The 25,996-nt window shown below is 71.1% G+C and carries 22 protein-coding genes; 18 read left to right on the top strand and 4 right to left on the bottom strand.

Annotated elements, in window-relative coordinates:
- Window positions 1-8 precede the first annotated feature (8 nt).
- Window positions 9-1,433: an NADP-dependent phosphogluconate dehydrogenase gene (gene gndA / locus OG417_RS38775; protein ID WP_329239911.1), complete on the bottom strand. Its 1,425-nt coding sequence runs from the start codon at window positions 1,431-1,433 to the stop codon at window positions 9-11.
- Window positions 1,434-1,580: 147 nt separating this feature from the next.
- On the opposite strand from gndA, the gene OG417_RS38770 reads away from it, so the two are divergent.
- The 9 genes from OG417_RS38770 (at window position 1,581) to OG417_RS38730 (ending at window position 11,817) form a co-directional block, all read left to right on the top strand.
- Complete coding sequence (locus OG417_RS38770; RefSeq protein WP_329239909.1) at window positions 1,581-2,261, top strand: nucleotidyltransferase domain-containing protein; 681 nt, start codon at window positions 1,581-1,583, stop codon at window positions 2,259-2,261.
- Window positions 2,258-3,013: a nucleotidyltransferase domain-containing protein gene (locus OG417_RS38765; RefSeq protein ID WP_329239907.1), complete on the top strand. Its 756-nt coding sequence runs from the start codon at window positions 2,258-2,260 to the stop codon at window positions 3,011-3,013. The genes OG417_RS38770 and OG417_RS38765 overlap by 4 nt, the downstream gene beginning before the upstream one ends.
- 21 nt (window positions 3,014-3,034) lie before the next feature.
- Window positions 3,035-4,750 (top strand): serine/threonine-protein kinase, encoded by a 1,716-nt coding sequence (locus OG417_RS38760; RefSeq protein ID WP_329239905.1) that lies wholly within the window; start codon window positions 3,035-3,037, stop codon window positions 4,748-4,750.
- Between the two features lie 178 nt (window positions 4,751-4,928).
- A complete protein-coding gene (locus OG417_RS38755) occupies window positions 4,929-6,335 on the top strand; it encodes a lipase family protein (protein WP_329239903.1) in 1,407 nt (468 codons plus the stop codon).
- A gap of 420 nt (window positions 6,336-6,755) precedes the next feature.
- Window positions 6,756-7,853: a sugar ABC transporter substrate-binding protein gene (locus tag OG417_RS38750; RefSeq protein ID WP_329239901.1), complete on the top strand. Its 1,098-nt coding sequence runs from the start codon at window positions 6,756-6,758 to the stop codon at window positions 7,851-7,853.
- A 61-nt stretch (window positions 7,854-7,914) separates the two neighbouring features.
- Window positions 7,915-8,718, top strand: a complete 804-nt coding sequence (locus OG417_RS38745; protein WP_329239899.1) for an ATP-binding cassette domain-containing protein — start codon at window positions 7,915-7,917, stop codon at window positions 8,716-8,718.
- 8 nt (window positions 8,719-8,726) lie between these two features.
- Window positions 8,727-10,028: a sugar ABC transporter permease gene (locus OG417_RS38740; RefSeq protein ID WP_329239898.1), complete on the top strand. Its 1,302-nt coding sequence runs from the start codon at window positions 8,727-8,729 to the stop codon at window positions 10,026-10,028.
- Between the two features lie 17 nt (window positions 10,029-10,045).
- Window positions 10,046-11,251, top strand: a complete 1,206-nt coding sequence (locus tag OG417_RS38735) for an ROK family transcriptional regulator (protein ID WP_329239896.1) — start codon at window positions 10,046-10,048, stop codon at window positions 11,249-11,251.
- Between the two features lie 116 nt (window positions 11,252-11,367).
- Complete coding sequence (locus OG417_RS38730; RefSeq protein WP_329239894.1) at window positions 11,368-11,817, top strand: hypothetical protein; 450 nt, start codon at window positions 11,368-11,370, stop codon at window positions 11,815-11,817.
- A gap of 1 nt (window position 11,818) precedes the next feature.
- Here the strand turns inward: OG417_RS38730 and OG417_RS38725 are convergent, their stop codons facing one another.
- Window positions 11,819-12,436 carry a DUF1707 SHOCT-like domain-containing protein gene (locus tag OG417_RS38725; protein WP_329239892.1) on the bottom strand — a complete coding sequence of 206 codons (618 nt, stop codon included), beginning with the start codon at window positions 12,434-12,436 and terminating at the stop codon, window positions 11,819-11,821.
- Between the two features lie 13 nt (window positions 12,437-12,449).
- A complete protein-coding gene (locus OG417_RS38720) occupies window positions 12,450-13,037 on the bottom strand; it encodes a PadR family transcriptional regulator (protein WP_329239890.1) in 588 nt (195 codons plus the stop codon).
- A gap of 272 nt (window positions 13,038-13,309) precedes the next feature.
- Here OG417_RS38720 and OG417_RS38715 point away from each other — a divergent pair, with 272 nt between their 5' ends.
- The gene (locus tag OG417_RS38715; protein WP_329239888.1) at window positions 13,310-16,081 is read left to right on the top strand and encodes an aconitate hydratase; all 2,772 of its coding nucleotides are present in this window, start codon (window positions 13,310-13,312) and stop codon (window positions 16,079-16,081) included.
- A gap of 182 nt (window positions 16,082-16,263) precedes the next feature.
- A complete protein-coding gene (gene mug, locus OG417_RS38710) occupies window positions 16,264-16,827 on the top strand; it encodes a G/U mismatch-specific DNA glycosylase (RefSeq protein ID WP_329239886.1) in 564 nt (187 codons plus the stop codon).
- Here mug and idi read toward each other — a convergent pair.
- Window positions 16,817-17,407 carry an isopentenyl-diphosphate Delta-isomerase gene (idi, locus tag OG417_RS38705; RefSeq protein WP_329239884.1) on the bottom strand — a complete coding sequence of 197 codons (591 nt, stop codon included), beginning with the start codon at window positions 17,405-17,407 and terminating at the stop codon, window positions 16,817-16,819. The two genes, mug and idi, sit on opposite strands and share 11 nt — an antisense overlap.
- A gap of 122 nt (window positions 17,408-17,529) precedes the next feature.
- Between idi and dxs the strand changes: the two genes are divergently transcribed.
- From dxs to OG417_RS38670, 7 genes are all read left to right on the top strand, one after another.
- Window positions 17,530-19,422, top strand: a complete 1,893-nt coding sequence (dxs, locus tag OG417_RS38700) for a 1-deoxy-D-xylulose-5-phosphate synthase (RefSeq protein WP_329239882.1) — start codon at window positions 17,530-17,532, stop codon at window positions 19,420-19,422.
- A gap of 177 nt (window positions 19,423-19,599) precedes the next feature.
- Complete coding sequence (locus OG417_RS38695) at window positions 19,600-21,081, top strand: amino acid permease (RefSeq protein ID WP_329239880.1); 1,482 nt, start codon at window positions 19,600-19,602, stop codon at window positions 21,079-21,081.
- 71 nt (window positions 21,082-21,152) lie between these two features.
- The gene (locus OG417_RS38690; protein WP_329239879.1) at window positions 21,153-22,475 is read left to right on the top strand and encodes an FAD-dependent oxidoreductase; all 1,323 of its coding nucleotides are present in this window, start codon (window positions 21,153-21,155) and stop codon (window positions 22,473-22,475) included.
- A 294-nt stretch (window positions 22,476-22,769) separates the two neighbouring features.
- Window positions 22,770-23,405 (top strand): hypothetical protein, encoded by a 636-nt coding sequence (locus tag OG417_RS38685; RefSeq protein WP_329239877.1) that lies wholly within the window; start codon window positions 22,770-22,772, stop codon window positions 23,403-23,405.
- Window positions 23,406-24,029 carry a class F sortase gene (locus OG417_RS38680; protein WP_329239875.1) on the top strand — a complete coding sequence of 208 codons (624 nt, stop codon included), beginning with the start codon at window positions 23,406-23,408 and terminating at the stop codon, window positions 24,027-24,029.
- A 62-nt stretch (window positions 24,030-24,091) separates the two neighbouring features.
- Window positions 24,092-24,847: a class F sortase gene (locus OG417_RS38675; protein WP_329239873.1), complete on the top strand. Its 756-nt coding sequence runs from the start codon at window positions 24,092-24,094 to the stop codon at window positions 24,845-24,847.
- Window positions 24,848-24,907: 60 nt separating this feature from the next.
- A complete protein-coding gene (locus tag OG417_RS38670) occupies window positions 24,908-25,960 on the top strand; it encodes a hypothetical protein (RefSeq protein ID WP_329239872.1) in 1,053 nt (350 codons plus the stop codon).
- The last annotated feature ends 36 nt before the right edge of the window (window positions 25,961-25,996 follow it).

The raw sequence follows: 25,996 nt of genomic DNA, 5'->3' as shown, positions 1-25,996 counted from the left end.
TCCTGTCGTCAATCAGCGGAAATTTCGCGGCGGTCCTCCGACCACAGCGTGTGGAAGACGCCGTCGCGGTCGACGCGGCGGTAGGTGTGGGCACCGAAGAAGTCGCGCAGTCCCTGGATCAGCGACGCCGGCCCGCGCTCGCGGCGGAAGCCGTCGTAGTAGGCCAGCGACGCCGAGAAGGCCGGCGTCGGGACGCCGAGGTCGACCGCGGTGCGCACGACCTTGCGCCACGCGTCCTGCGCGCCCGCGACCGCGTCGCGGAAGTAGTCGTCGAGCAGGAGGTTGGGCAGCTCCGGGCTGCGTTCGTACGCCTCCTTGATGCGGTCGAGGAAGCGCGCCCGGATGATGCAGCCGCCGCGCCAGATGGTGGCGAGCGTGCCGGGGTCGACGTTCCAGTCGTACTCGTCGGAGGCCGCGCGCATCTGCTCGAAGCCCTGGGCGTACGCGACCACCTTGGAGGCGTACAGCGCGTCGCGCACGGCGTCCACGAAGCCGTCCGGGGCCGAGCCGCCGGACGGGCCGGGCAGGACGCCGGCGGCGCGCGTGCGCTGCTCCTTGCGGGCCGACAGCGCGCGGGCGTACACGGCCTCGGTGATCGCGGTGACCGGCACGCCCAGCTCCAGCGCCGACTGCGCGGTCCAGCGGCCGGTGCCCTTCTGCTCGGCCTCGTCGAGGATCACGTCGACGAGCGGCCGGCCCGTCGCGGCGTCGGTGTGCCCGAGCACCGTGGCGGTCGTCTCGATGAGGAACGACTCCAGGTCGCCTTCGTTCCACCGCGCGAACGTCTGCCCGATCTCGGGCGCGGACATGCCGGCCGCGCTCGTGAGCAGGTCGTACGCCTCGGCGATGAGCTGCATGTCGGCGTACTCGATGCCGTTGTGCGCCATCTTGACGTAGTGGCCCGCGCCGTCGGGACCGATGTGGGCGGCGCACGGCGTGCCGTCCACCTGCGCCGCGATCGTGGTGAGGATCTCCGCGACCGGGGCGTACGCGTCGTCGGGGCCGCCGGGCATGATGCTCGGGCCGTTCAGCGCGCCCTCCTCACCGCCGGAGACGCCGGTGCCGAGGAAGTGCAGGCCGTGCTCGGCCAGCGCCTTCTCACGCCGCCGCGTGTCCTCGAAGTGAGAGTTGCCGCCGTCGATCAGAATGTCGCCCTTGTCGAGCAGGGGCACCAGCTCGTCGATCACCGCGTCGACGGGCCCGCCCGCCTTCACCATGATCACGATCCGGCGCGGCCGGTCGAGCGAGGAGACGAAGTCCTCGAGCGAGGTCGCCGGCGTGAAGTCGCCTTCGTTCCCATAGCGCTCGATCAGCTGTTTCGTCCGGCTCTCACTGCGGTTGTGCACGGCCACCGGGAATCCGTGGCGCGCGATGTTGCGCGCGAGGTTCTGCCCCATGACGGCGAGGCCGGTGACACCGATCTGACTTCCCACATCATCACCCCGTGGCCCAGGTTAACCCGCTCCGGTCCGGCCGAAACCGGCCGGGCGTCCGGCGTCCGCCCCGGCGGCAGCAGAAAGTCCGATCTTTTGGGCGAATAACGGTTGACGTACCGGCGATCTTCGACAGTCTTCTTCCTCGTGGATGATCTTTCGCTGGTGCGCGACCACACGGTGCTGTCCGTCGTGGTCGGCTCCCGCGCCTACGGTCTCGCCACGGAGACGAGCGACGTCGACCGGCGCGGCGTGTACGCGGCGCCGACGCCGCTGTTCTGGGGCTTCACCAAGCCGCCGACGCACGTGGACGAGCCGGACGCCGAGCGCTTCTCCTGGGAGCTGGAGCGCTTCCTCGGGCTCGCGCTGGCGGCCAACCCGACCGCGCTGGAGTGTCTCTGGTCGCCCCTCGTGGAGAAGGTCACCGATCGCGGCGAGGAACTGCTCGCGCTGCGCGAGGCCTTCCTGTCCCGCCGCGCGCACACGACGTTCCTGCGGTACGCCGACAGCCAGTTCCGCAAGCTCACCGGCGACCTGCGCACCCGCGGCGAGCCCCGCTGGAAGCACGTGATGCACATGCTGCGCCTGCTGATCAGCGGACGGCATCTCCTGTCGTACGGGGAGCCGCTCGTCGGTGTGCGGGAACACCGCGAACGGCTGCTCGCGGTGCGCCGGGGCGAGGTGCCGTGGGCGGAGATCGAGGCCTGGCGGGAGTCGCTGACCCGCGACCTGGACACCGCCGTGGAGCGCAGCGCGCTGCCCGCCGAGCCGGACCGGGCGCGGGTGGAGGAGTTCCTGGTGTCGGTACGGCGGAGGGACGCGCGATGACCCGTACGCTGCCGTCCTGGCTCGGCGAGGTGACCGGCGACGTCGTGTTCGCGACCGTCAGCGGCGCCCACCTGTACGGGTTCCCGTCCGCCGACTCCGACGTCGACCTGCGCGGGGTCCACCTGATGCCGCTCGAGGACGTCGTCGGCCTGCGGACCGGGGACGAGACCGTCGACCGCACCTGGACGCGCGACGGCGTGGAGGTCGACCTCGTCACCCACGACCTGGCCAAGTTCGCCCGCCTGCTGCTGCGCCGCAACGGCTACGTCCTGGAACAGCTCCTCTCGCCGCTCGTCGTCGCGTCCTCACCGCTGCACGAGGAGATGGTCGCGCTCGCGCCGGAGTGCCTGACGCGTCACCACGCGCACCACTACCTCGGCTTCGCGCGCACCCAGTGGGGGTTCTTCGAGCGCACCGGAGAGCTCAAGCCGCTGCTCTACACGTTCCGCGTGCTGTCGACCGGCATCCACCTCATGCGGACGGGCGAGGTCGTCGCCGACCTGACCGCCCTCGGCCACGGGCCGGTGTATCTGCCGGAGCTCATCGCGGCCAAGCGGGAGGCCGAGCACGGCACGCTGCCCGCGGACGCGCCGGGCCGCGAACGCCTCGCCGCCGACGTCGCGGCGATGACGGCGCGGCTGGAGGAGGAGCGGGACCGCTCGTCGCTGCCCGAACGCCCCTCCGCCGAGCCGGCGCTGCACGACCTCGTCGTGCGCGCACGTCTCGGCGGCTCGCATGTCAATTCTCGGTAGCGAAGGGTAGATCGGTACGTCGTGGACACCCCTCGTCTGCTCAAGAACCGGTATCGGCTCGGCAGGGTCATCGGGCGCGGCGGGATGGGCGTGGTCTGGCTCGCCACCGACGAGGTGCTCGACCGCAGGGTCGCGGTGAAGGAGGTCGCCTTCCCGCCGGGGCTGTCGGAGGAGGAGCAGGAGACGCTGCGCCGCCGTACGCTCCGCGAGGCGCGGACCAACGCGCGGCTCAACCATCCCAACGTCGTCGGCCTGTACGACATCGTCGAGGACGAGGACCGGCCGTGGATCGTGATGGAGTACGTCCCGTCACGGTCGCTCGCCGAGACCGTACGCGCCGACGGCCCCTTCACCCCGGAGCGCACCGCCGCGATCGGCCTGCAGCTGCTCGGCGGCCTGCGGGCCGCCCACGCGGCGGGCGTCCTGCACCGCGACGTGAAGCCGAGCAACGTCCTGCTCGCCGAGGATGGCCGGGTGGTGCTGGGCGACTTCGGGATCGCCACCGCCAAGGGCGGCTCGACCGTCACCTCTTCGGGGGTGCTGATCGGCTCGCCGTCGTACATGGCGCCCGAGCGGGCACGCGGGCACACGGCGGGACCGGAGTCGGACCTGTGGTCACTCGGAGGCACGCTGTACACGGCCGTGGAGGGCCGCCCGCCGTTCGACCGCGACAGCGCGGTGGCCACCCTGGCCGCGCTCGTCATGGACGACCCGGACGAACCCGAACGCGCGGGCCCGCTGTGGCCCCTGATCCGCGCCCTGCTCCAGCGCGACCCGTCGGCGCGCCCGACGGTGGAGACGGTGGCCGCCGGTCTGCGCGAGATCGCCGAGGGCGCCACGGATGCGGCCGAGGCGCCGCACGCCGACCCCGCAGACGCCGGGGCGGACGTGGATGCCGCGGCGCCGCCGACCGGCGAGGCCGGCCGCGTGGCGTCGGACGGATCCGCGGAACCGGCGACCGCCGCCACGGCGACCGCCCTCACAACGACGGCCGGAACAGCGACGGCCGGAACAGCGGCGGCCGGGACGGGCGGCACCGTCCCGGCCGGCGGCGACCGGTCCCGGCGCGCGCTCGTCGGCATGATGGTCGCCGCCGCAGTGGTCGCCGTGACACTGCTGGCCTGGGCCGCCGTCGGCGTGTTCGGCGGCGGGAACGCCCACGAGCGCCGGTCCGCGAACCACGCGGGCACGACCCCGGGCCAGGCGCCGGCCGGCGCGTCCTCGACCGGGTCGCCGCCGACGTCACCGTCCGCGACGACCGCCTCCCCGACGACGTCGCCGACGGCCGCCGCGCCGCCGGACGGGTACCACTGGCACCACGACCGCACCGGCTTCTCCATCGCCGTACCGGACGGGTGGTCGGCCACCCATCACGGTCACTACCTGTACGTCGAGGACCCGCACAGCTCGCGGCTCCTCATCGTCGACCAGTCGGACCATCCCAAGTCCGACCCGCTGGCCGACTGGAAGAAACAGGAGGCCGCCCGGCGCGGCGGCTTCTCGGACTACCACCGGGTCCGCCTGGAGTCGGTCGACTACCCGCAGGCCCGCAAGGCCGCCGACTGGGAGTTCACCTATCGGGGCTCCAGCGGCCGTACGCACGTGCTCAACCGGAACATTCTGGCCAACAGCAAGCACGCCTACGCCCTGTACTGGCAGGTTCCGGACAGCCGATGGAAGGCGAGCAAGCCCATCTTCGCGGCCTTCGCCACGACGTTCCGCCCCGCCAAGGCCTGATGCCCCGCGTCCTGTCGCCCGGCCTTTGTATGAAATTAATGGACTGACCAGTACGAATCGGCAACAGGTTAGTGATTCGGCTGGAGTTACCCACGCGTAACCTACTGGTGAGTTACTTGGCGACGACGGGCGCTGTTAATTTGCGGCCACTTCCCCGTAGCAGAGCGAGGAGAGTCCCGTGCGTCGCAAAATCCCCCGTCTCCGTGCCCTCGCCCACTCCCCGTCTCCGGAGGGCTCCGCCGCCGCCCGGCGAAGGCCGGGCGGCAAGAGGGCATCGGCCGTCATCGCCGCCGTCGCGGCATGCGTCGGCCTGGCCGCCGCATCCGCGTCCGCCGCCGTCGTGTCCCCCGACGAGGTGTCCCGCGGCGTGACCATCCCGGCCTTCTACGACCCGCCCGCGACGCTGCCGTCCGCCAACGGCGCGCTGGTCCGCACCGAGCCTCTGCCGCTCGGATTGAGCCTGCCGGGCCTGGACGGCCGTCCGCTGCCGGGCACGGCGACCCGGCTGATGTACAAGTCCACCGACTCGAACGGGCAGCCGGTCGCGGTGACCGGCGCCTACATCGAGCCCTCGGCCGCCTGGCACGGCGGGGGATCCCGGCCGCTGGTGGCGTTCGCCTCGGGCACCATGGGCCAGGGCGACCAGTGCGCGGCCTCGATGGCGCTGCAGTACCCGCTGATCCTGACCGGCCAGACACTGTCGATCGGGTATGACAACCTCGCCATCTACCGCCTGCTCTCCGCCGGCGCGGCGGTCGTCGTCACCGACTACGTCGGCCTGGGCGCGACCGACCGGCTCCACACCTACGTCAACCGCGTCGACCAGGGGCACGCCCTGCTGGACGCGGCCCGCGCGGCGCACGCCGTGCCGGGAGCGTCGATCACCGGCGACTCGCGCGTCGGCCTGTACGGCTACAGCCAGGGCGGCGGCGCCGGCGCCGCGGCCGCCGAGCTGCAGCCTTCGTACGCGCCCGACGTGAAGGTGGCCGGCACCTACGCCGGCGCGCCACCCGCCGACCTGACCTCGGTCATGAAGGGCATCGACGGCAGCGCCCTCGCCGGTGCGCTCGGCTGGTCGATCAACGGCTTCACCCAGTCCGACCCGGCCCTCAAGGCCATCCTCGACGCCAACACCAACGCCGCCGGCAAGGCCGCGCTGCAGGACCTGTCGACGATGTGCATCGGAGAGGCGATCCTCACCTACGGCTTCGCCACGAGCACCAAGTGGACCAGCAGCGGCAAGTCCCTCGCCGCCGTCATCGCGGCCAACCCCGCGGCGCAGGCCACGCTCGACGCGCAGCGCATCGGCACGCTCAAGCCCGCCGGCCCCGTACGGCTGGCCACCGGGACCGAGGACGACATCGTCCCGCATGCCCAGGCCCGGCAGCTGGCCGTGGACTGGTGCCGGAAGGGCGGCAACGTCACCTACCAGCCCATCGTCCTGCCGAACCTCGGCGACAAGATCCTCACCAACCACCTGACGCCGCTGCTCACCGACCAGGCCGACGCGGTCTCCTGGCTGACCGACCGGCTGTCGGGCAAGGCGGCCATCTCCAACTGCTGGACGATGCCCGTCCAGCCCTGACGAACCACCCGCGCCCCCCGGGACCGCCCGGCCCCGGGGGGGCGGGAGGTCGGGAGGCGTTCTCGCGGCGGCGACCACCGCCGACGAGACCGATTTCGATCACGGAACGTGACCGTTGCGGGGGTGTCTTCGCCGGTCCGGACCGCCTTCGGCGGCCGGCCGCCGAGAGGCCATTTCTGTCTTACGTTGTCATCCCGTACGGCCTGCGAAAACGTCGCCATCCTTGGCCTGTCCTGGGCACCCTTGGACGGCCATCGCTAAGGGCGACCCGGCGACCCCGGACCGTAATGTGACGATCAGATTTCGATGTCGTAACCGTCCCATGTCTCCGCCTTTCGGGCCCTATACGCGGCAGCTCACGAGGAATACGTTGTGCGGCCAAACAAACTGTTCCTTGGGGAGCTCGGAGAAGGTGTCGACGTGAGACTGAAGCGCACGGCGTGTATCGCGGCGATCGCTGCCATGGCCACCGCGGGCCTCGCGGCCTGTGGTAACGGAGATGACAACAACAGCAAGGGCGACGGTGGTTCCGGCGGCGGCAAGATCAAGGGCAAGGTCGGGATCATCCTTCCCGACACGAAGTCCTCGGTCCGCTGGGAGAACTTCGACCTCCCTGTCCTGACCCAGGAGTTCAAGCAGGCCGGCATCCCCGCCGACATCCAGAACGCCGAGGGCGACAAGCAGCGCATGCAGACCATCGCCGACCAGATGATCACCAACGGTGTGACCATCCTGGCGATCGTCAACCTCGACTCGGCCTCCGGGGCCCAGATCGAGACCAAGGCCAAGCAGCAGGGTGTCCAGACGATCGACTACGACCGTCTGACGCTCGGCGGCTCCGCGGACTACTACGTGTCCTTCGACGGCACCCAGGTCGGCCGGGTCCAGGGCCAGGGCCTGCAGAAGTGCCTGGGTGACAAGAAGTCGAACATCGTCTACCTCGATGGCTCCCCGACCGACAACAACGCCACCCTCTTCAAGAACGGCGCGCACGAGGTCCTCGACAAGGTGACCAACTACACCAAGGTCGCCGAGCAGGCCGTGCCCGACTGGGACAACCAGAAGGCCGCGACCATCTTCGAGCAGATGTACACGCAGCAGAAGGGCAAGATCGACGGCGTGTACGCCGCGAACGACGGCCTCGGCCAGGCGGCCATCTCGATCCTGAACAAGAACGGCCAGGCGGGCAAGGTGCCGGTCACGGGTCAGGACGCGACGCCGCAGGGGCTGCAGAACATCCTCGACGGCACGCAGTGCATGACGGTCTACAAGCCGAACAAGCAGGAGGCCGACGGCCTCGTCAAGGTCGTCACCGCGCTGGCCAAGGGCGAGAAGCCGCAGACCAACGGCACCGCCGAGGACCCGACCGGCAAGCGGCAGGTGCCCTCGATCCTGCTCCAGCCGATCGGCATCTTCAAGGACAACGTCAAGCAGGTCATCACCGACGGCGGCGTCAAGGCCTCCGACGTGTGCAAGGGCAGCTACGCCGCCAAGTGCAAGGCGGCCGGCATCCAGTGACCGTCATGGGGCGCCCGCCCGGAGCGGGCGCCCCGTTCGCCGTCCTAGGGGGAACACAACGTTGTCCGAGAACGAAACGCCGTCCGCGAACGGGACGCCCACGCTCGAGCTCGTGGGAATCAACAAGAGCTTCGGCGCCGTGCACGTGCTCCACGACGTGCACCTCGCCGTCCAACCCGGCCAGGTGACCGCGCTCGTCGGTGACAACGGCGCGGGTAAGTCGACCCTCATCAAGTGCATCGCCGGCATCCACCCGATCGACTCGGGCAGCATCATGTTCGAGGGGCGGCCGGTGAGCGTCAGCAGTCCGAAGGACGCCGCCGCCCTCGGCATCGAGATCGTCTACCAGGACCTCGCGCTCGCCGACAACCTCGACATCACGCAGAACATGTTCCTCGGGCGCGAGCGCAGGAAGGGCATCGTCCTCGACGAGGCGTCGATGGAACAGTCCGCGCGCGAGACGCTCGCGCGGCTGTCGGTGCGCACCGTCAAGTCGGTGCGTCAGCAGGTGGCGAGCCTGTCCGGTGGCCAGCGGCAGACCGTGGCGATCGCCAAGGCCGTGCTGTGGGAGTCGAAGGTGGTGATCCTCGACGAGCCGACCGCGGCCCTGGGCGTCGCGCAGACGCGGCAGGTGCTCGACCTGGTCCGCAGGCTCGCCGAGACGGGCCACGGCGTCATCCTGATCTCGCACAACATGAACGACGTGTTCGAGGTCGCGGACCGGATCACCACGCTCTACCTGGGGCGGGTCGCGGCCGACGTCGCCCGCTCCGACGTGACGCACAGCCAGGTGGTGGAGCTCATCACCACGGGCCGGTCCGGCGACCTCGGACTCGCGCCCGCGACCGCCGCCGAAAGCATCTGAGGTTCACCATGTCCACAGACACTCCCCAGCCTGCCGAGACGGTCGAGGACACGCCGCCCACCACGGACGCGGCCGACTCGGCCTTCTCCTCCGACACCCGCGTCCAGACGGTGTCGACGGCGTTCAACGACTACTGGGCCCGCCTGCGCTCCGGCGACCTGGGCTCGCTTCCCGCGATCTTCGGGCTCGCGGTGCTGGTCATCCTGTTCTACGGCCTTCGTCCCGAGACCTTCCTGTCCAAGCTCAACCTGGCGAACCTGCTGACCCAGGCCATGCCGGTCGCGATCCTCGCGATGGGCCTGGTCTTCGTCCTGCTGCTCGGCGAGATCGACCTGTCCGCGGGTGTGGCGAGCGGCTCGTCCGCGGCCGTGATGGCCAAGCTGCTCATCGACGGCGGTGTGAACTGGGTCATCGCGGTGCTCGCCGCTCTGGTCACCGGCCTGATCATCGGTGCGGTCATCGGCGCGCTCGTCGCCGTCGTGCGCATCCCGTCGTTCGTCGTCACACTGGCCTTCTTCCTCGGGCTCCAGGGCATCGCGCTGAAGCTCATCGGCGAGGGCGGCACGGTGCCGGTGCACAACAACGTGATCATCGCGCTGGCGAACAAGAACATGCCGGTCTGGCTCGGCTGGACCCTCGCGGTCGTCTGCGTCGTCCTGTACGCGGGCTTCCAGCTCCTGCGGCAGCAGCGGCAGGCGGCCAAGGGCCTGTCCCGCCACCCGATGGCCCTCGTCCTGGCCCGGGTCGTGGTCATGGCGATCGTCGTCATCGGGGCGACCGCGGTGCTGAACCAGAACCGGGCGCGCGTGACCACCATCTTCCTGGGCGGCGTGCCGTGGGGCGTGCCGCTGGTCGCCGTGCTCTTCCTCATCTGCACGTTCGTGCTGCAGCGCACCACGTACGGCCGCCACGTGTACGCGGTCGGCGGCAACGCCGAGGCGGCGCGCCGGGCGGGCATCAGCGTGCTGGGCATCCGCATGTCGGTGTTCATGATCGGTTCCGCGCTCGCCGCCATCAGTGGCATCGTCGCCGCCTCCCGCCTGGGTTCGGTCACGCCCGACGCGGGCGCCGGCAACACGCTGCTGTACGCGGTCGGCGCGGCCGTCATCGGCGGCACCAGCCTGTTCGGTGGCAAGGGCAAGGCACGCGACGCCCTCATCGGTGGTCTCGTGATCGCGACCATCGACAACGGCCTCGGCCTGCTGGGCGCCAAGGCGTACCTCAACTACCTGATCACCGGTGGCTTCCTCCTGCTCGCCGCGAGCATCGACGCGCTGGCCCGGCGTCGCCGCTCCGCGTCCGGCCGCTGAACCCCGGAAGCGATCCCGTGACGCGTCGACGCATCCGCGGGTCGACCCAGGACGACGTACGCCGGCACAACCTCGGCACGATCCTCACCGAGGTGCACCGGCACGGTCACCGGTCGCGCGCACTGCTCACCGCGGAGATGGGGCTGAACCGGAGCACCATCGGCGACCTGGTCGCCGAGCTGACGGAGGCCGGGCTCGTCCTGCAGCGCTCAGCGAGCGCCCAGGGACGGGCCGGCCGCCCGTCGCTGGAGGTGGTGCCCTCTCCGGAGGGCGTGTACGTCCTGGCGGTCGACCTGGGCGTACGGCACCTGGTCGTGGCGAGGGTCGGGCTCGGCGGCGACGTGCTCGACCGCGTCGACGTGGAGCCCGAGCGCGACTGGAGCGACCTGGACGTCACCGTCGACGCGATCGCGGGCACGTGTGACCGGTTGCGCCGGGCGGCCCCGCCCGGCGCCCGGTGCGTGGGGGTGGGGCTGTCCGTGCCGGGCGTGGTCCGGCACGAGGACGGCCTGCTCCGGTTCGCGCCGAACCTCGGCTGGACCGACGTGCCGTTCGGCGCCCGGCTGGGGGAGCGGCTGGACCTGCCTGCCGTGATCGCCAACGACGCCGACCTGGGAGCCCTCGCCGAGCACTGGCGCGGTGTGGCGGCCGGGTACGAGCACGTCGTCGTGATGTCCGGCGAGATCGGCATCGGCGGCGGCATCCTCGTCGGCGGGCGTCCCCTGCGCGGCCGGGGCGGGTACGCGGGAGAGATCGGCCATCTCCGGGTGAACCCCGACGGCCGGCCCTGCCGATGCGGCGCGACCGGGTGCCTGGAGACCGAGGTCGGTGCGGACGCGCTGCTGCGGGAGGCGGGCCGGGAGCCGGGCAGCGGCATGGACGCCTACCGCGACGTGCTGGCCAGAGCGGCCGCGGGGGAGCGGGAGTACATGGACGCCGCCGCCCGTGTCGCGCGCTGGCTCGGCGTCGGCGTCGGCATGCTCGTGAACACCTTCAACCCCGACATCGTCATCCTCGGCGGCCCGCTCGGCGAGCTGTACGAGGCGACCGCGGAGATCGTGGCGGACGCGGCCTCGCGGTCCTCGCTCGTGGCGCCGCGCGAGCAGGTGCGCCTGGCCGCCTCGGCGCTGGGCCCCGACGCCCAGATCGTCGGCGCCGCCGAACTGGCCTTCGAGCCTCTCCTGGAGGACCCGATCGGCACGCTGTCCCGCCATGCCGCCTGAGGAGCCGCCCGGGAACGCCGGAGAAACACGGGCCCGGGTTCCCCGCCCTGCGTCACGATCGGCTGCGCCGGCTGACCGTGCAGAGCTGTGGTCTGCGGGGTGACGTCGTACGCGGCGTGGGGAAGAGCGAACTGCCCGCCCTGGAGCACCTCGAACTCTGGCTGGGGTGCGCGGAACACGGTGCGGACTGTGAGGTGGCCGACCTGGAGCCGGTTCTGTCCGGTGCCCGGTCGCCCCGGCTGCGGCACCTGGCCCTGTGCAACAGCGAGATCCAGGACGAGGTCGCCGCCGCCGTGGCGTCCGCCCCGGTGGTCGACCGGCTCGAGGTGCTCGACCTGTCCATGGGCATTCTGAGCGACGAGGGCGCCGCCGCCCTCCTCGGCGGCCGGCCGCTGACCCACCTGCGGAAGCTGGACCTGCACTACAACTACCTCAGCGAGCCCGTCCGGCGGCGCCTGCGCCAAGCGCTCGAACCCGCGGGCGTCGAGGTGGACCTCGACCAGGACGACGTCGCATGGGACGGCGACCGGGACATCTGCGTGGGACCGGTCTTCCTGACTCCCTAGGCTAGCGCCGGGCGGTCAGATGGCGGCGGGCGTGGCGGATCCCCCGGACGGCGACCGCGAGCCACAGGCAGGCCAGCAGGGGGAAGAGCACCCACCAGCCGCCGGTGACGGCGGCGACGATCAGGGCGACGAGCAGCAGCGGGCCGAAGGGCCGGCCGCGCGGCGGCCCCCAGCCGCTCCAGGCGGGCCCCCACCCGCCGTACGCCGCCCACTCGCGCCGCGCCCGGGCCGGTCCCCGGCGGCTCATCGGAAGGCCTGCGCCCACCGCCCAGGGGACGTCCTCCTCGTCATCGGAGGTCCGGGCGAGATGTCCCCGGCCGTGCGGGCCCCCGCCGCCGCGCGGCCACGGCGCCATGAACGGGCCCCGGCCCCAGTGCGCCGTGCCCATCTCCCACGGGCCCCGGCCGCGCGGTCCCGCCGGGCGTTCGGTGGCGGCCAGGGCGCCGGGCAGGTCGCGGGTGATCTCCCGCAGGTCGCCGACGGTCCGGGCGGACAGGGCCGCGGTCAGGCGTTCGTCCAGTTCCTCGCGGGTGAGCCGGCCCTGCGCGAAGTGCTCGTGCAGGGCCGTGGTCACCTCGTCGCGTTCCGCGTCACCGACGCGGAGCTGCTCGGCGCTCATCTCGTCTCGAGCCTCACTCGTCGTCGGCGAGCAGCCGGTACAGCCGGCGCCGCGTCTCGGTCAGGATCTGCCTGGCCTCGGCCACCTGGTTCTCGTCGCCGGTGTGGACGATCTGCATGACGGCCGAGCCGGTCTTGGCGGCGGTCGTGAACAGGTCGCGCACGTCGTCGCGCACGTCGGAGGTCATCGCCTCCCAGGGGGCGTTCACCTCGTCCGGGTGGGCCTCCGCGTACGCCCGTCCGCCGTCGGACAGGCGGAACACACGGCGGCCCTCCTGCTCCTCGGCCTCGATCAGCCCTTCGTCGGTGAGCTGCTGGAGCGCGGGGTAGACGGCGCCGGGGCTCGGCCGCCACTCGCCGCCGCTGCGCTCCTCGATCTCCTGGATGAGCTGGTAGCCGTTGCGGGGCTCCTCGGCGAGCAGCGCCAGGATCGCCGCCCGCACGTTTCCGCGCCGTGCCTTGCCCCGGCGGTCCGCCCAGGGCGGGGGACCGCCGAACGGACCACCGAACCGGCCGAACGGACCGGGGAAACCGCCTCGCCGGTCGAAGCCGCCGCGGCGGCCGCCGCGCTGTCTGCGTGATGCGTCGAATGTCGCGTGCATGATTCTGCACTCCCTTCTGAGATCGCTCTTCGACCTCTCTCGATACGCCAACGATATATCGAAAGCGTTCGTTGTCAACACCGTGCCGCAGGTACCTCGATGTCGAGATACCTGTGGTACCTTGACGTCGAGAGAAAATCGCACGGGAAGTTAGGTGAGCCTCAGTTCTCGCCGTCGTGCCCCGTTGCGGCAAAATTCGGGACGTAGACCACCGCCCCCGCGCTCGCCACAAGGGGGGATCCCGCGGCGAGCGCGCATGAGGAGGAGACGACTTGGACACCTTCGGCAGCCGACAGACGCTCCGTGTCGGCGACGCGTCCTATGAGATTTTCCGGCTGGATGCCGTCGAGGGTTCGGCGCGCCTCCCGTACAGCCTGAAGGTCCTGCTGGAAAACCTCCTGCGCACCGAGGACGGCGCGAACATCACCGCGGACCAGATCCGCGCCGTCGCCGGCTGGGACCCGAACGCCCAGCCGAACCAGGAGATCCAGTTCACGCCCGCCCGCGTGATCATGCAGGACTTCACCGGTGTGCCCTGCGTCGTGGACCTCGCCACGATGCGCGAGGCCGTACGCGACCTCGGCGGCGACCCGGAGAAGATCAACCCGCTCAACCCGGCCGAGATGGTCATCGACCACTCCGTGCAGGTCGACGTGTTCGGCCGCGAGGACGCCTTCGAGCGCAACGTGGAGTTCGAGTACGGCCGCAACCGCGAGCGCTACCAGTTCCTCAAGTGGGGCCAGCAGGGCTTCGACAACTTCAAGGTCGTCCCGCCCGGCACCGGCATCGTGCACCAGGTCAACATCGAGCACCTGGCCCGCGTCGTCTTCGACAACGAGGCCAGTGATGGAAAACGCTGTGCGTACCCCGACACCTGCGTCGGCACCGACTCCCACACGACGATGCAGAACGGCCTCGGCGTCCTCGGCTGGGGCGTCGGCGGCATCGAGGCCGAGGCGGCCATGCTCGGCCAGCCGATCTCGATGCTCATCCCGCGCGTCGTCGGCTTCAAGCTCACCGGCGAGCTGCCCGCCGGCACCACCGCCACCGACCTCGTGCTCACGATCACCGAGATGCTGCGCAAGCACGGCGTCGTCGGCAAGTTCGTGGAGTTCTACGGCGACGGCGTCGGCGCGGTGCCGCTGGCCAACCGCGCGACCATCGGCAACATGAGCCCCGAGTTCGGCTCCACCTGCGCGATCTTCCCGATCGACGGCGAGACCGTGAAGTACCTCGAGCTCACCGGGCGCCCGGCCGAGCAGGTCGCGCTCGTCGAGGCGTACGCCAAGGAGCAGGGCCTGTGGCACGACCCGGCCCGTGAGGCGGAGTACTCCGAATACCTCGAACTGGACCTGTCCACGGTCGTCCCGTCCATCGCCGGCCCCAAGCGCCCGCAGGACCGCATCGCGCTGTCCGACGCCAAGCAGGCCTGGCGCACCGCGGTCCGCGACTACGTCGCCGACGACAGCATCCGGGGCCCGCTGGACGAGGCGTCCGCCGAGTCGTTCCCGGCCTCCGACTCCCCGGCCATCGCGCAGAACGGCAACGGCGACAAGCCCGTCGAGAGCGCGGCCGACTCCGCCGCCGGCCGGCCGAGCAACCCGGTCACGGTCAGCGTCGACGGCAACGAGTTCGAGCTGGACCACGGCGCGGTGGTGATCGCGGCGATCACCTCCTGCACCAACACCTCCAACCCGTCGGTCATGATCGGCGCCGCGCTGCTCGCCAAGAAGGCGGTCGAGCGCGGCCTGTCCCGCAAGCCGTGGGTGAAGACCTCGCTCGCCCCGGGCTCGAAGGTCGTCATGGACTACTACGACCGCGCGGGCCTCACGCCGTACCTGGAGAAGCTCGGCTTCAACCTCGTCGGCTACGGGTGTACGACGTGCATCGGCAACTCCGGCCCGCTGCCCGAAGAAATAAGCCAGGCGATCAGCGCGAATGACCTGGCCGTCACCTCCGTGCTCTCGGGCAACCGCAACTTCGAGGGTCGCATCAACCCCGACGTCAAGATGAACTACCTGGCCTCACCGCCGCTCGTCGTCGCCTATGCCCTCGCCGGCTCCATGGACGTCGACATCGCGAACGGCCCGCTCGGCACCGGGTCCGACGGTGAGCCGGTGTACCTGAAGGACATCTGGCCCTCGCCGCAGGAGGTCGAGGAGGTCGTCGAGTCGGCGATCGCGCAGGAGATGTTCAGCCGCGACTACGCCGACGTGTTCGCCGGTGAGCAGCGCTGGCAGGCCCTGTCGGCGCCGGGCGGCACCACCTTCGAGTGGGACCCCGACTCGACGTACGTGCGCAAGGCGCCGTACTTCGACGGCATGGGGGAGCAGCCGGAGCCGGTCGCCGACATCACCGGCGCCAAGGTCCTCGCGCTGCTCGGCGACTCGGTCACCACCGACCACATCTCGCCCGCCGGCGCGATCAAGGCCGACAGCCCGGCCGGCCGCTACCTCACCGAGCACGGCGTCGAGCGCCGCGACTTCAACTCCTACGGCTCGCGCCGCGGCAACCACGAGGTGATGATCCGCGGCACCTTCGCCAACATCCGCCTGCGCAACCTGCTCGCCCCCGGCACCGAGGGCGGGGTCACCGTGAAGGACGGCGAGGAGGTGTCGATCTACGACGCCGCGCAGGCGTACGCCGCGGAGGGCACGCCGCTGATCGTGCTCGGCGGCAAGGAGTACGGCTCCGGCTCCTCGCGCGACTGGGCGGCCAAGGGCACCAGCCTGCTCGGCGTCCGTGCGGTGCTGGCCGAGTCGTTCGAGCGCATCCACCGCTCGAACCTCATCGGCATGGGCGTCCTGCCGTTGCAGTTCCGCGACGGCGAGTCGGTCAAGTCCCTGGGCCTGACCGGCAAGGAGACCTACGACATCGTCGGCGTCGAGCGCCTGAACGACGGCGAGACGCCGCGCGAGGTCACCGTGAAGGCCGGCGACAAGGAGTTCCAGGCGATCGTCCGCATCGACACCCCGGGAGAGGCCGACTACTACCGCCACGGCGGGATCATGCAGTACGTCCTGCGCTCCCTGCTGCGCAAGTAGGAAGGACGGCACGCGGTACGGGCGTCCAGGCGCTCGCAGGCCAGGGTGACCGCACGTGCGACGGGCCGCCTCCGCGCGAGGCGGCCCCTTGCGTGCGCACGGTAAAAGCGTCACTACCGTGAGTAATATGTGATCCATGGTCAGGTCACCGTGCCGCGCGCCCGCCGGGATACCGTTCGTCAATGACGTCTCGACCGACCGCCGCCGAGCTCGCGGCCGCGAAGGACCGCACGATCCCCGACGTCGTGCCGCCCCGCGGCGGCGTGCTGCTCTGCGGCATCAACCCCGGGCTCTACTCCGCCGCGACCGGGTTCCACTTCGCCCGGCCGGGCAACCGGTTCTGGCCGGCGTTGCACCGCTCCGGCTTCACCGACCGGCTCCTGGCGCCGGCCGAGCAGCACCTGCTGCCCTCCTACGGCCTGGGCATCACCAACCTCGCCGCGCGGGCCACCGCCCAGGCGGCCGAGCTGACGGCGGACGAGCTGGCCGAGGGCGGGGCGCTGCTCGAGGCGTTCGTGGAGCGTCATGCGCCGGGGGCGGTGGCGATCCTCGGCGTGACCGCCTACCGCACGGCCTTCGGCGACCGGTCGGCCCGCATCGGCCCGCAGAGCCGTACGCTCGGCGGTGCGCGCCTGTGGATCCTGCCCAACCCGTCCGGGCTGAACGCCCACTACACCGTCGACACCCTCGCCGCGGAGTTTCGCACCCTGCGCGCGGCGGCCGCCGGCGAGCCGGTCACCACGTGATGGCGGGCGGCAGCAGCGACGGGTGCGCGGCGGGCCAGTCCGCCGGAGCGCCGAGCGGCGCGAGCCGCTCCATCTGCGAGCGGAACCACGGGGAGGCCGACGGGTGACCGGTGAGCGCCACGCACGCGTCCCAGTCGCGCCAGTCGGCCGCTTCGACCTCGTCCGGGTGCGGCCGCAGCTCGCCGGCCGCGGTCGCGCGGACCACCGGGCACAGCTCGTTCTCGACGAGGCCGTTCGCCGCCGTCGCGCGGTAGCGAAACTCCGGCAGCACGAGCGTGAGCGCCTCGGCTCGCAGGCCCAGCTCGGTGGCCACGCGCCGGCGCACCGCCTCGCGGAGGCTCTCGCCGGGCGCCGGGTGGCCGCAGCAGCTGTTGGTCCACACCGAGGGGAACGACGTCTTGTCGTGCGCCCGCTGAGTGATCAGAACCCGCCCCGCGCCGTCCGTGAGATAACAGGAGAAGGCCAGGTGGAGGGGCGTGCTCTCGTGGTGGCTGGGCGCCTTGGGCGCCGTGCCGGCCGCCCGCCCCTCGGCGTCGAGCAACACGATCAGTTCGTCTGTCGTCACTCTCTGTTCGCTCATCTCGTTCTTTATATCCGATCGTTACGGCGCGCTACACGAACTTCGCCCGGGACCGCCCGCGTCCCACCGGTTGGCAGCACCATTAAAATCGGCATCCGCAGAAACACGAGGAGATGACCCGGGTGACCCTACTTGAGTCGATTGAACGGCCCGAAGACCTCAAGCGCCTGGAGCCGGAACAGCTCGCCCAGCTCGCAGGCGAGATCCGTGACGTCCTCGTCTCCGTCGTGTCGACGAACGGCGGTCACCTCGGGCCCAACCTCGGGGCGGTGGAGCTGACCATCGCCCTGCACCGGGTCTTCGACTCGCCGCGCGACCGGATCCTCTTCGACACCGGCCACCAGGCGTACGTCCACAAGCTGCTCACCGGACGCCACGACTTCGACGGCCTGCGCCGGCGCGGCGGCCTGTCCGGCTACCCGAGCCAGGCCGAGTCCGAGCACGACGTCATCGAGAACTCCCACGCCTCGACCGCCCTGTCCTACGCCGACGGCATCGCCAAGGCGTTCCAGCTGCGCGGCGAGGGCGACCGGTTCGTGGTGCCGTTCATCGGCGACGGCGCGCTCACCGGCGGCATGGCCTGGGAGGCGCTCAACAACATCGCCGCGGGCAAGGACCGGCGGGTCGTCATCGTCGTCAACGACAACGGCCGCTCCTACTCCCCGACGATCGGTGGCCTGGCGAGCCACCTCGCCGACCTGCGCATGACCCGCGGCTACGAGCACGCGCTCGACCTGATCAAGCGCACCGTGCCGAGGGCCCCGGTCGTGGGCGGCATGGCGTACGACGCCCTGCACGGCATCAAGAAGGGCATCAAGGACATCCTGCAGCCGCAGGCGATGTTCGAGGACCTCGGCCTGAAATACGTCGGGCCGATCGACGGCCACGACGAGGCCGCCGTCGAGCACGCGCTCCGCAAGGCCAAGGCGTTCGGCGGCCCGGTCATCGTGCACTGCATCACGCGCAAGGGCTACGGCTACGCGCCCGCCGAGAACGACGATGAGGAGCACTTCCACTCCCCGGGGCTGTTCGACCCGGCCACCGGTCGCAAGCTCGCCAAGAGCGGCGGCCCGAGCTGGACCAAGGTCTTCAGCGACGAGATGGTCCGGCTCGGCGCGGAGCGGCCCGACATCGTCGCCATCACCGCGGCGATGCTGCACCCGACCGGCCTGGCGGCCTTCGCCGAGGTCTACCCCGAGCGCACCTACGACGTCGGCATCGCCGAGCAGCACGCGGTGACCTCGGCGGCGGGTCTGGCGTTCGGCGGCATGCACCCGGTCGTCGCCGTGTACTCCACGTTCCTCAACCGCGCCTTCGACCAGCTGCTGATGGACGTCGCGCTGCACAAGCTGCCCGTCACCGTCGTGCTCGACCGCGCGGGCGTCACCGGCGACGACGGGCCGAGCCACAACGGCATGTGGGACATGTCGATCCTGCAGGTCGTGCCGGGCCTGCGGATCGCCGCTCCGCGCGACGGCGCCCGGCTCACCGAGCAGCTCCGTGAGGCGGTCGAGGTCACCGACGGCCCGACGGTCGTGCGCTTCCCCAAGGGCCCGGCCGGCGACGACGTCCCGGCGATCGAGCGCACCGGCGGCGTCGACGTGCTGTCGCGTTCGGAGGACAGCGACGTGCTGCTGGTGGCCGTCGGCGCCATGGCGGGCACCGCCGTGGAGGCGGCCAAGCTGATCGGCGCGCACGGCATCGGGGTGACGGTCGTCGACCCCCGCTGGGTCAAGCCGCTCGACGAGAAGCTCGTCGGCCTGGCCGCCGAACACCGCCTCGTCGCGGTCGTCGAGGACAACGTCCGGGTCGGCGGGGTCGGTGACGCGGTGGCGCGGCTGCTCCGCGACGGCGAGGTCGACGTGCCGGTTCGCACGTTCGGCATCCCGCAGCGGTTCCTCGACCACGCCAAGCGCGCGCAGATCCTCACCGACATCGGCCTGACCCCCCAGGGGCTGGCCCGCGACATCACCGCCGCCACCGCCCGCGACTCGGTCCTCGAACCCACCGAGTGACGACCGCCGCCGGCCCGCCGGCTCCGGCCGGGCGGGTCGGCGGCCTTCTCCGGCTCCTGAGGCACTCGGAACACACCGTGACCAGCGAACTCGGGCGGTAGAGCGGAAGACCCGCTCCACGGCGTTTCGCGGCGGTTCTCGGGGTGATCAAACGGTCACCTTCGAACGAGGACTGTGATGAGTGTTCTCCGTACCAAGTCGGTGGAACGATCCATCCGCGAGACCGACGAGCCGGAATCCCGGCTCCGCCGGGAGCTGAGCGCGCTCGATCTCACCGTCTTCGGCGTCGGCGTCATCGTCGGTACCGGCATCTTCGTGCTCACCGGCAAGGTGGCCAAGGAGAACGCCGGGCCGGCCGTGGCGCTGTCGTTCGTGGCGGCCGGCATCGCCTGCGCGCTCGCCGCGCTCTGCTATGCGGAGTTCGCCTCCACCGTCCCGGTGGCCGGGTCGGCGTACACCTTCTCCTACGCCACCATCGGCGAGCTGCCCGCCTGGATCATCGGCTGGGACCTCATGCTCGAGCTGGCGCTCGGCGCGGCCACCGTCGCGGTGGGCTGGTCGGGCTATGCCAAGATCCTTCTCGACGACATGGGCCTCCACCTGCCCGCCTCGCTGGTGGGGGAGAAGGCGACGTTCAACGTGCCCGCGATGCTCATCGTGCTGGCCGTCACCGCGCTGCTCGTCCTCGGCGTGAAGATCTCTTCGCGGGTCAACGCCGTCATCGTCGCCGTCAAGATCGCCGTGGTCCTGCTCGTCATCGTCGCGGGCCTGTTCTTCGTCAAGGGCGCGCACTACCACCCGTTCGTGCCGAAGGCGACGGCCACGCCCGAGGCGCACGGAGGCAAGGCGCCGCTGATCCAGGTGCTCTTCGGCTACACCCCGTCGACGTACGGGTGGGCGGGCGTCTTCGCCGGGGCCGCGATCGTCTTCTTCGCCTTCATCGGCTTCGACGTGGTCGCCACCGCCGCCGAGGAGACCAAGAGGCCCAAGCGCGACCTGCCGATCGGCATCATCGCCTCCCTGCTGGTCTGCACCGCCCTGTACGTCGCGGTCTCGCTGGTCGTCACCGGCATGCGGGACTACCGCCACCTGAGCGTCGACGCGCCGCTGGCCCAGGCGTTCAAGGACGTCGGGCACCCGGCGTTCGCCACCGTCGTCAGCGTCGGCGCCCTGGCCGGGCTCACCACGGTCGTGCTCATCCTCATGCTGGGCCAGAGCCGGGTGTTCTTCGCGATGAGCCGGGACGGCCTGCTGCCGCCGTGGCTGGGGAAGGTCCACCCCCGGTACGGCACCCCGTACCGGATCACGGTCGTCATCGGGGTCGTCGTGGCCCTCATCGCCGGCCTCGTCCCGCTCTCGGCGCTCGCCGAACTGGTGAACATCGGCACGCTGTTCGCCTTCGTGGTGGTCGCGATCGGTGTGGTGATCCTGCGGCGCACCCATCCGGACCTGCCGCGTTCCTTCCGCGTGCCCGTCTCGCCGGTGCTGCCGTTCCTCGCCGTCGTGGCCTGCGGTTACCTCATGCTCAACCTGCCGGTCGAGACCTGGCTGCGGTTCTTGGTCTGGATGGTCGTCGGCTTCGGCGTGTACTTCCTGTACGGCCGTGGCCACAGCCGGGTGGGCGAGCAGGCCGGGCGGACGGAGGTGACAAGGGGCTGATGGCATCGGACATGGGAATCCGGCCGTGATCTGGGAACAATGTCGGCGTGGCGGACGCATCTGATCATCACGTGGCGGTCATCGGATCCGGCCCGGCGGGCATCTACGCAGCCGAGGCCCTGGTGAAGCAGGCGCAAGGGGGTGTCCAAGTCGACATCTTCGACCGCCTGCCGACGCCGTACGGCCTGGTGCGCTACGGCGTGGCGCCGGACCATACGTCGATCAAGTCGATCGCGCGTTACCTGCAACGGGTGCTGGAGCATCCCGACGTGCGGTTCCTCGGCGGCGTCGAGTTCGGCAAGGACGTCACGCGCGAGGAGCTGCTGGACTGCTACGACGCTGTGATCTACGCGACCGGCGCGATGGTCGACCGCCACCTGGGCATCCCGGGTGAGGACCTGATCGGCAGCGTCGCCGCGACCGACTTCGTCAACTGGTACTGCGGCCATCCCGACGCGACGAACCTCGCGGTGGACCTGTCGGCGGACGCCGTCGCGGTCATCGGCGTCGGCAACGTCGCGGTCGATGTCGTACGGATCCTCGCCAAGACCGCCGGCGAACTGCGCGCCACCGACGTGCCCGATCCGGTCCTCACCCTGCTCGGCGGCAGTGGCGTGCGTCACATCCACATGATCGGACGCCGGGGGCCGGCGCAGGCGAAGTTCACCACCAAAGAACTCCGCGAGCTCGGCGCGCTGCCGGGCGCCGAGGTGCACGTCCGCGAGGAGGACCTGCGGCTCGACCCGGCGAGCGCCGCGCTGGCCGAGTCGGACCGGCACGTGCGCGCCAACGTCGCGGTCATGCGCGAGTGGGCCGGCCGTCCGGCCGTTGATCTGCCGCGCCGCCTCGACCTGCGGTTCTGGTTGCGCCCGGTGGAGATCCTGGGCACCGGCCGGGTCGAGGGACTGCGGCTGGAGCACACCACGCTGAACGCCGAGGGGCGGGTCGTGGGCACCGGGGAGTTCGAGACGCTGCCCGTGGGCCTGGTGCTGCGCTCGGTCGGGTACCAGAGCGTGCCCCTGCCCGGGGTGCCGTTCGACGCGCGGGCGTACGTCGTGCCGAACGAGGGCGGCCGGGTCCTCGGCGAGGACGGCACGCCGCTGCCGGGGGAGTACGTCGCGGGCTGGGTCAAGCGCGGTCCCACCGGCGTGATCGGCACCAACAAGGCCGACGCGGCGGAGACCGTCCGTGCGCTACTCGCCGACCAGGGCGAACGCCAGGGAAACCGGCGGTCGATCGAGACGCTGCTGGAGTCGCGCGGCGTTCGGGTCGTGACGTACGACGACTGGCTCGGCATCGACGCGGGCGAGATCGAGCTGGCGCGCACCCTCGATCGCGGCGAACGCGTGAAGCTGGCGGGCTGGGAGGCGCTGCGCCGGGCGTACGGTCACTAGGGCGCGTCTTCCGGTTCCCTCGCTGCGCTCGGTCATGACCCGGGGAGCTGACCGGCCTCCCGGCGTCCGCTCATGACTCTCTTAGCTGACTTTAAGAAAGCCCTCATCGAACCCTTAGACGCGCGATCCGCCGGTTTGGTTGCTGTGAAATTGCCGATATGGCCGTAACTTGCCAGTATGTCCCACTGATCAGTACTTTCCCCATGCGTACCACTAACGTGCTGCGCTGAAACGTCGTGGCGACGCTCCGGCCACCTTCGACCCGACGCCACGCACTCTCTGAGGGGAAACTGAATGAACATCGCACGTCTGGGGGCGGCGGGCGGCGCGGCCGCGATCGTCGCGCTGTGCATGGCGGGCCCGGCCTTCGCGACGGACACGCCGGGACCGGTTAGCGGCGGCGTCACCAAGAACGCCCCGGCGTCTCCGGTGAAGCCGGGCGGCAAGGAGCCCACCGCCGACGTGACGCCGAAGTCCTTCTACGGCGGGGACACCCTCACCTGGACGGTCGAGAACTGCGCGGTCGTGCCGACGATCGTGGACGTGAACCACCTCTTCGTCACCACCAACCCGTTCAAGCCGACGGGCACCGAGGGCAGCTACGCGGCCAAGGAGACCACCCGCAAGAAGCTGGTCGACGGCAAGGAGTACAAGGTCGAGGTCCACTGCGGGCGCTGGACCGACACGTTCACCACCAAGCCGCACAAGCGGCCGAAGCCCACCCCGACGCCGACCAAGTCCGACACCCCGGCGCCGACCTCGTCCGGCACCCCGACCGGGCTGCCCAGCGGCGCCCCGCAGACCGGTGACGGCTCGAGCAACGGCGGCGGGAACACCGGCATGATCGTCGGCGGCGCCGCCGTCGTCGTCGCCGGCCTCGCGGGCGGCACCTTCCTCTACACCCGCCGGCGTTCGTCGGCTGGAGCCTGAGTGCTCCCTGAGCGGTACCGTGCCGGCCGTCACGTCCTGGGCGTGGCGGCCGGTGCCCTGCTCGCGGTGACCGCGGCCGGATGCGGGGGAGGCGGCGGAAAGCCGCCCGCGAAGGTGGGGACGCCCGCTCCGTCCGTGTCGAGCAGCGCGCCGGTGAAGCCGCTGGCCCGCTCGGTACCCTCCCGCCTGCGCATCCCGAAGCTCCACATCAACTCACCGATCATGAAGCTCGGCCTCAACGCCGACCACACGATCCAGGTGCCGCCGCTGAGCAAGCCGAACATGACCGGCTGGTGGGACGGCGGCCCGACGCCCGGAGAGAAGGGCGCATCGGTCATCCTGGGGCACAACGTCGGCAACGGCCGCCCCTCGGTGTTCGAGAAGCTCGGTACTCTGAAGCCCGGCGACACGGTTCAGGTGACGCGCGCCAACGGCAGCGTCGCCACCTTCCAGATCACCAAGCTCGAACAGATCCCCAAGAGCCGATTCCCGACGCAGAAGGTGTACGGCAAGCTGCCCTACCCGGGCATCCGCCTGATCACCTGCGGCGGCCGGTTCGACGCGTCGTGGGGGCACCACGTCGACAACATCATCGCGTACGGCAAGTTGGTGAACGGCACCTGAGCGAACGGCCCGGACGGCACCGTCGGCGAGACGACGGGGGCGGGGTACCGATGGCGTCACAGATGGCAGACGTCACGGTCCCCGATCTCCGCATGCCCGCGATCGACGCGACCGTCCCCGACCTCGGTACGTACACCGGCACGGGCTGGACTTCTCCGGGGGAGCCGGCTTCCCCGGAGAAGCCGCCCGCGCCACCGAAGCGACGCCGCCGGCGTTCGAACATCTTCGTCGCGGGCGGCATGGCCGTCGTGGTGGGCGCGGGCGTGACGATGATCGTCGTCGGCACGAATGACGGCGGCCCGCCGCAGCCGCCGAAGACCAAGTCGATCAACGCGCCCGAACCGGTGGTGAAGGCCCGGCCGATGAGCCGGGCGCTGCCGGTGCGCATCACCATTCCGCGCATCCACGTGAACGCCCCGATCGAGCCGCTCGGCCAGAACCCCGACGGCACGGTCGAGGTTCCGACGCTGAGCCGGCCGAACCTCGCGGGCTGGTACAAATACGGCCCGACACCCGGCCAGAAGGGCGCGGCGGTCGTGCTGGGACACGTCGACGCCCACCGCCAGCAGGCGGTGTTCTTCCGGCTGGGCAGCCTGCACCGCGGCGACCGCATCCACGTGTGGCGTACGGGCGGCAGCGTGGCGAAGTTCGCCGTCGACAGCGTCGTGCCGGTCGCCAAGGACCGCTTCCCGACGCAGAGCGTGTACGGCAAGACCAAGTACGCGGCCCTGCGCGTCATCACGTGCGGCGGCAAGTACGACAAGAAGACGATGCACTACCTCGGCAACATCATCGTCTACGCCCACCTCGTCCGCTGACCGCGGCGGGAGCGCTCCGCTGCGAGGGCGGGCGACGCGCGTGGCCGATATCGTGACGGGGTGGCTGATCGCCGGCTGTATCGGGTCGAGTCGCCGGAGGGCGACGTCCAGACCGCGATGATCGTCGTGCGGCGTGTTCTCGCCCGCTGTGCCCGTCCTCCCATCTCCCTCTCGGCTCGGGGGACCCTGGCACGGCCGGCGGCGGTGGCGGCGATCGCCGCGGCGGCGCCGAGGGCGCGTGTCGAGGCCGTTCTGGACGTACCGCCCGCTGAGCCGGGGCGGCTGGCCGCGACATTGCGCGAGCAGCCGCTCGACGCCTGGTTCGCCGAGCAGGCCGCATCGGGCTTCGGATCGGCCTTCTGGATCGGAAGCGACCGGGACGAACCGCGGGCATCGCAGCTGACGCTGAGTTTCACCGCCGAACCCGGCCAGGAGCAGGCCGAACGGCCCCGCGCCGAGCGGTGGCTGTCGGCGCTCGCCGAGGCGGGCCTGCTTCCGTCCGCCGCGTCGCCCGAACGCGTCGCCGCGTGGTTCTTCACCCATGTGAGGGCAGAACCCGGTCACCCGCCTCCGAACCCGTCTCCCGGCACCGTGCAGAACGACGTGCGGATCCGGAGCTTCGGCTGGCGCGGTACGGCGGATCGCCCACCTGTCTACGGGCCCGCCGCCATCGAACTCACCGTGCCGCTGCCACCGCCGGTCGCCCTGGCCCGCGCCGTGCCCCTGCTCGACGCCGGCGGGCCGATCCGCTTCAACGGATACTTCGATGCCGACCCGCGGATCGCGGCGGCGCTCGCGGACCTCGGCGAGTGCCACTTCGACTTCGAGATCGACCCGCTTCCCGAGCCCGTACCGGACGCGTTGCTCACGGCGGCGGACGACGATCTCATCATCGTCGAGTGGTGCTGTGACTGGCCGGGCGAATCCAGCGCGCTCAACGGCGTCGTGCTCGGCGTCAACGCCACCTACGACGGCAGCCCGTACGACCCGCTTCCCCTACCCGGAGCGGCAACGGTCCACCTCGGCCTCCACCCGCGCGCCAACGGCCGCGACCCCGAGGCCTACGCCCGGCAGCTGGCCGAACTCGCCGGCGTCCGGCTCGCGGTCGGCTAGAACTCCGTCTCGCGCCTGCGGTGCCGGGGAGCCGAG

Source organism: Actinoallomurus sp. NBC_01490, from assembly GCF_036227085.1.
Lineage (GTDB): Bacteria > Actinomycetota > Actinomycetes > Streptosporangiales > Streptosporangiaceae > Actinoallomurus > Actinoallomurus oryzae.
This window is presented reverse-complemented; position numbering and strand designations above follow the sequence as displayed.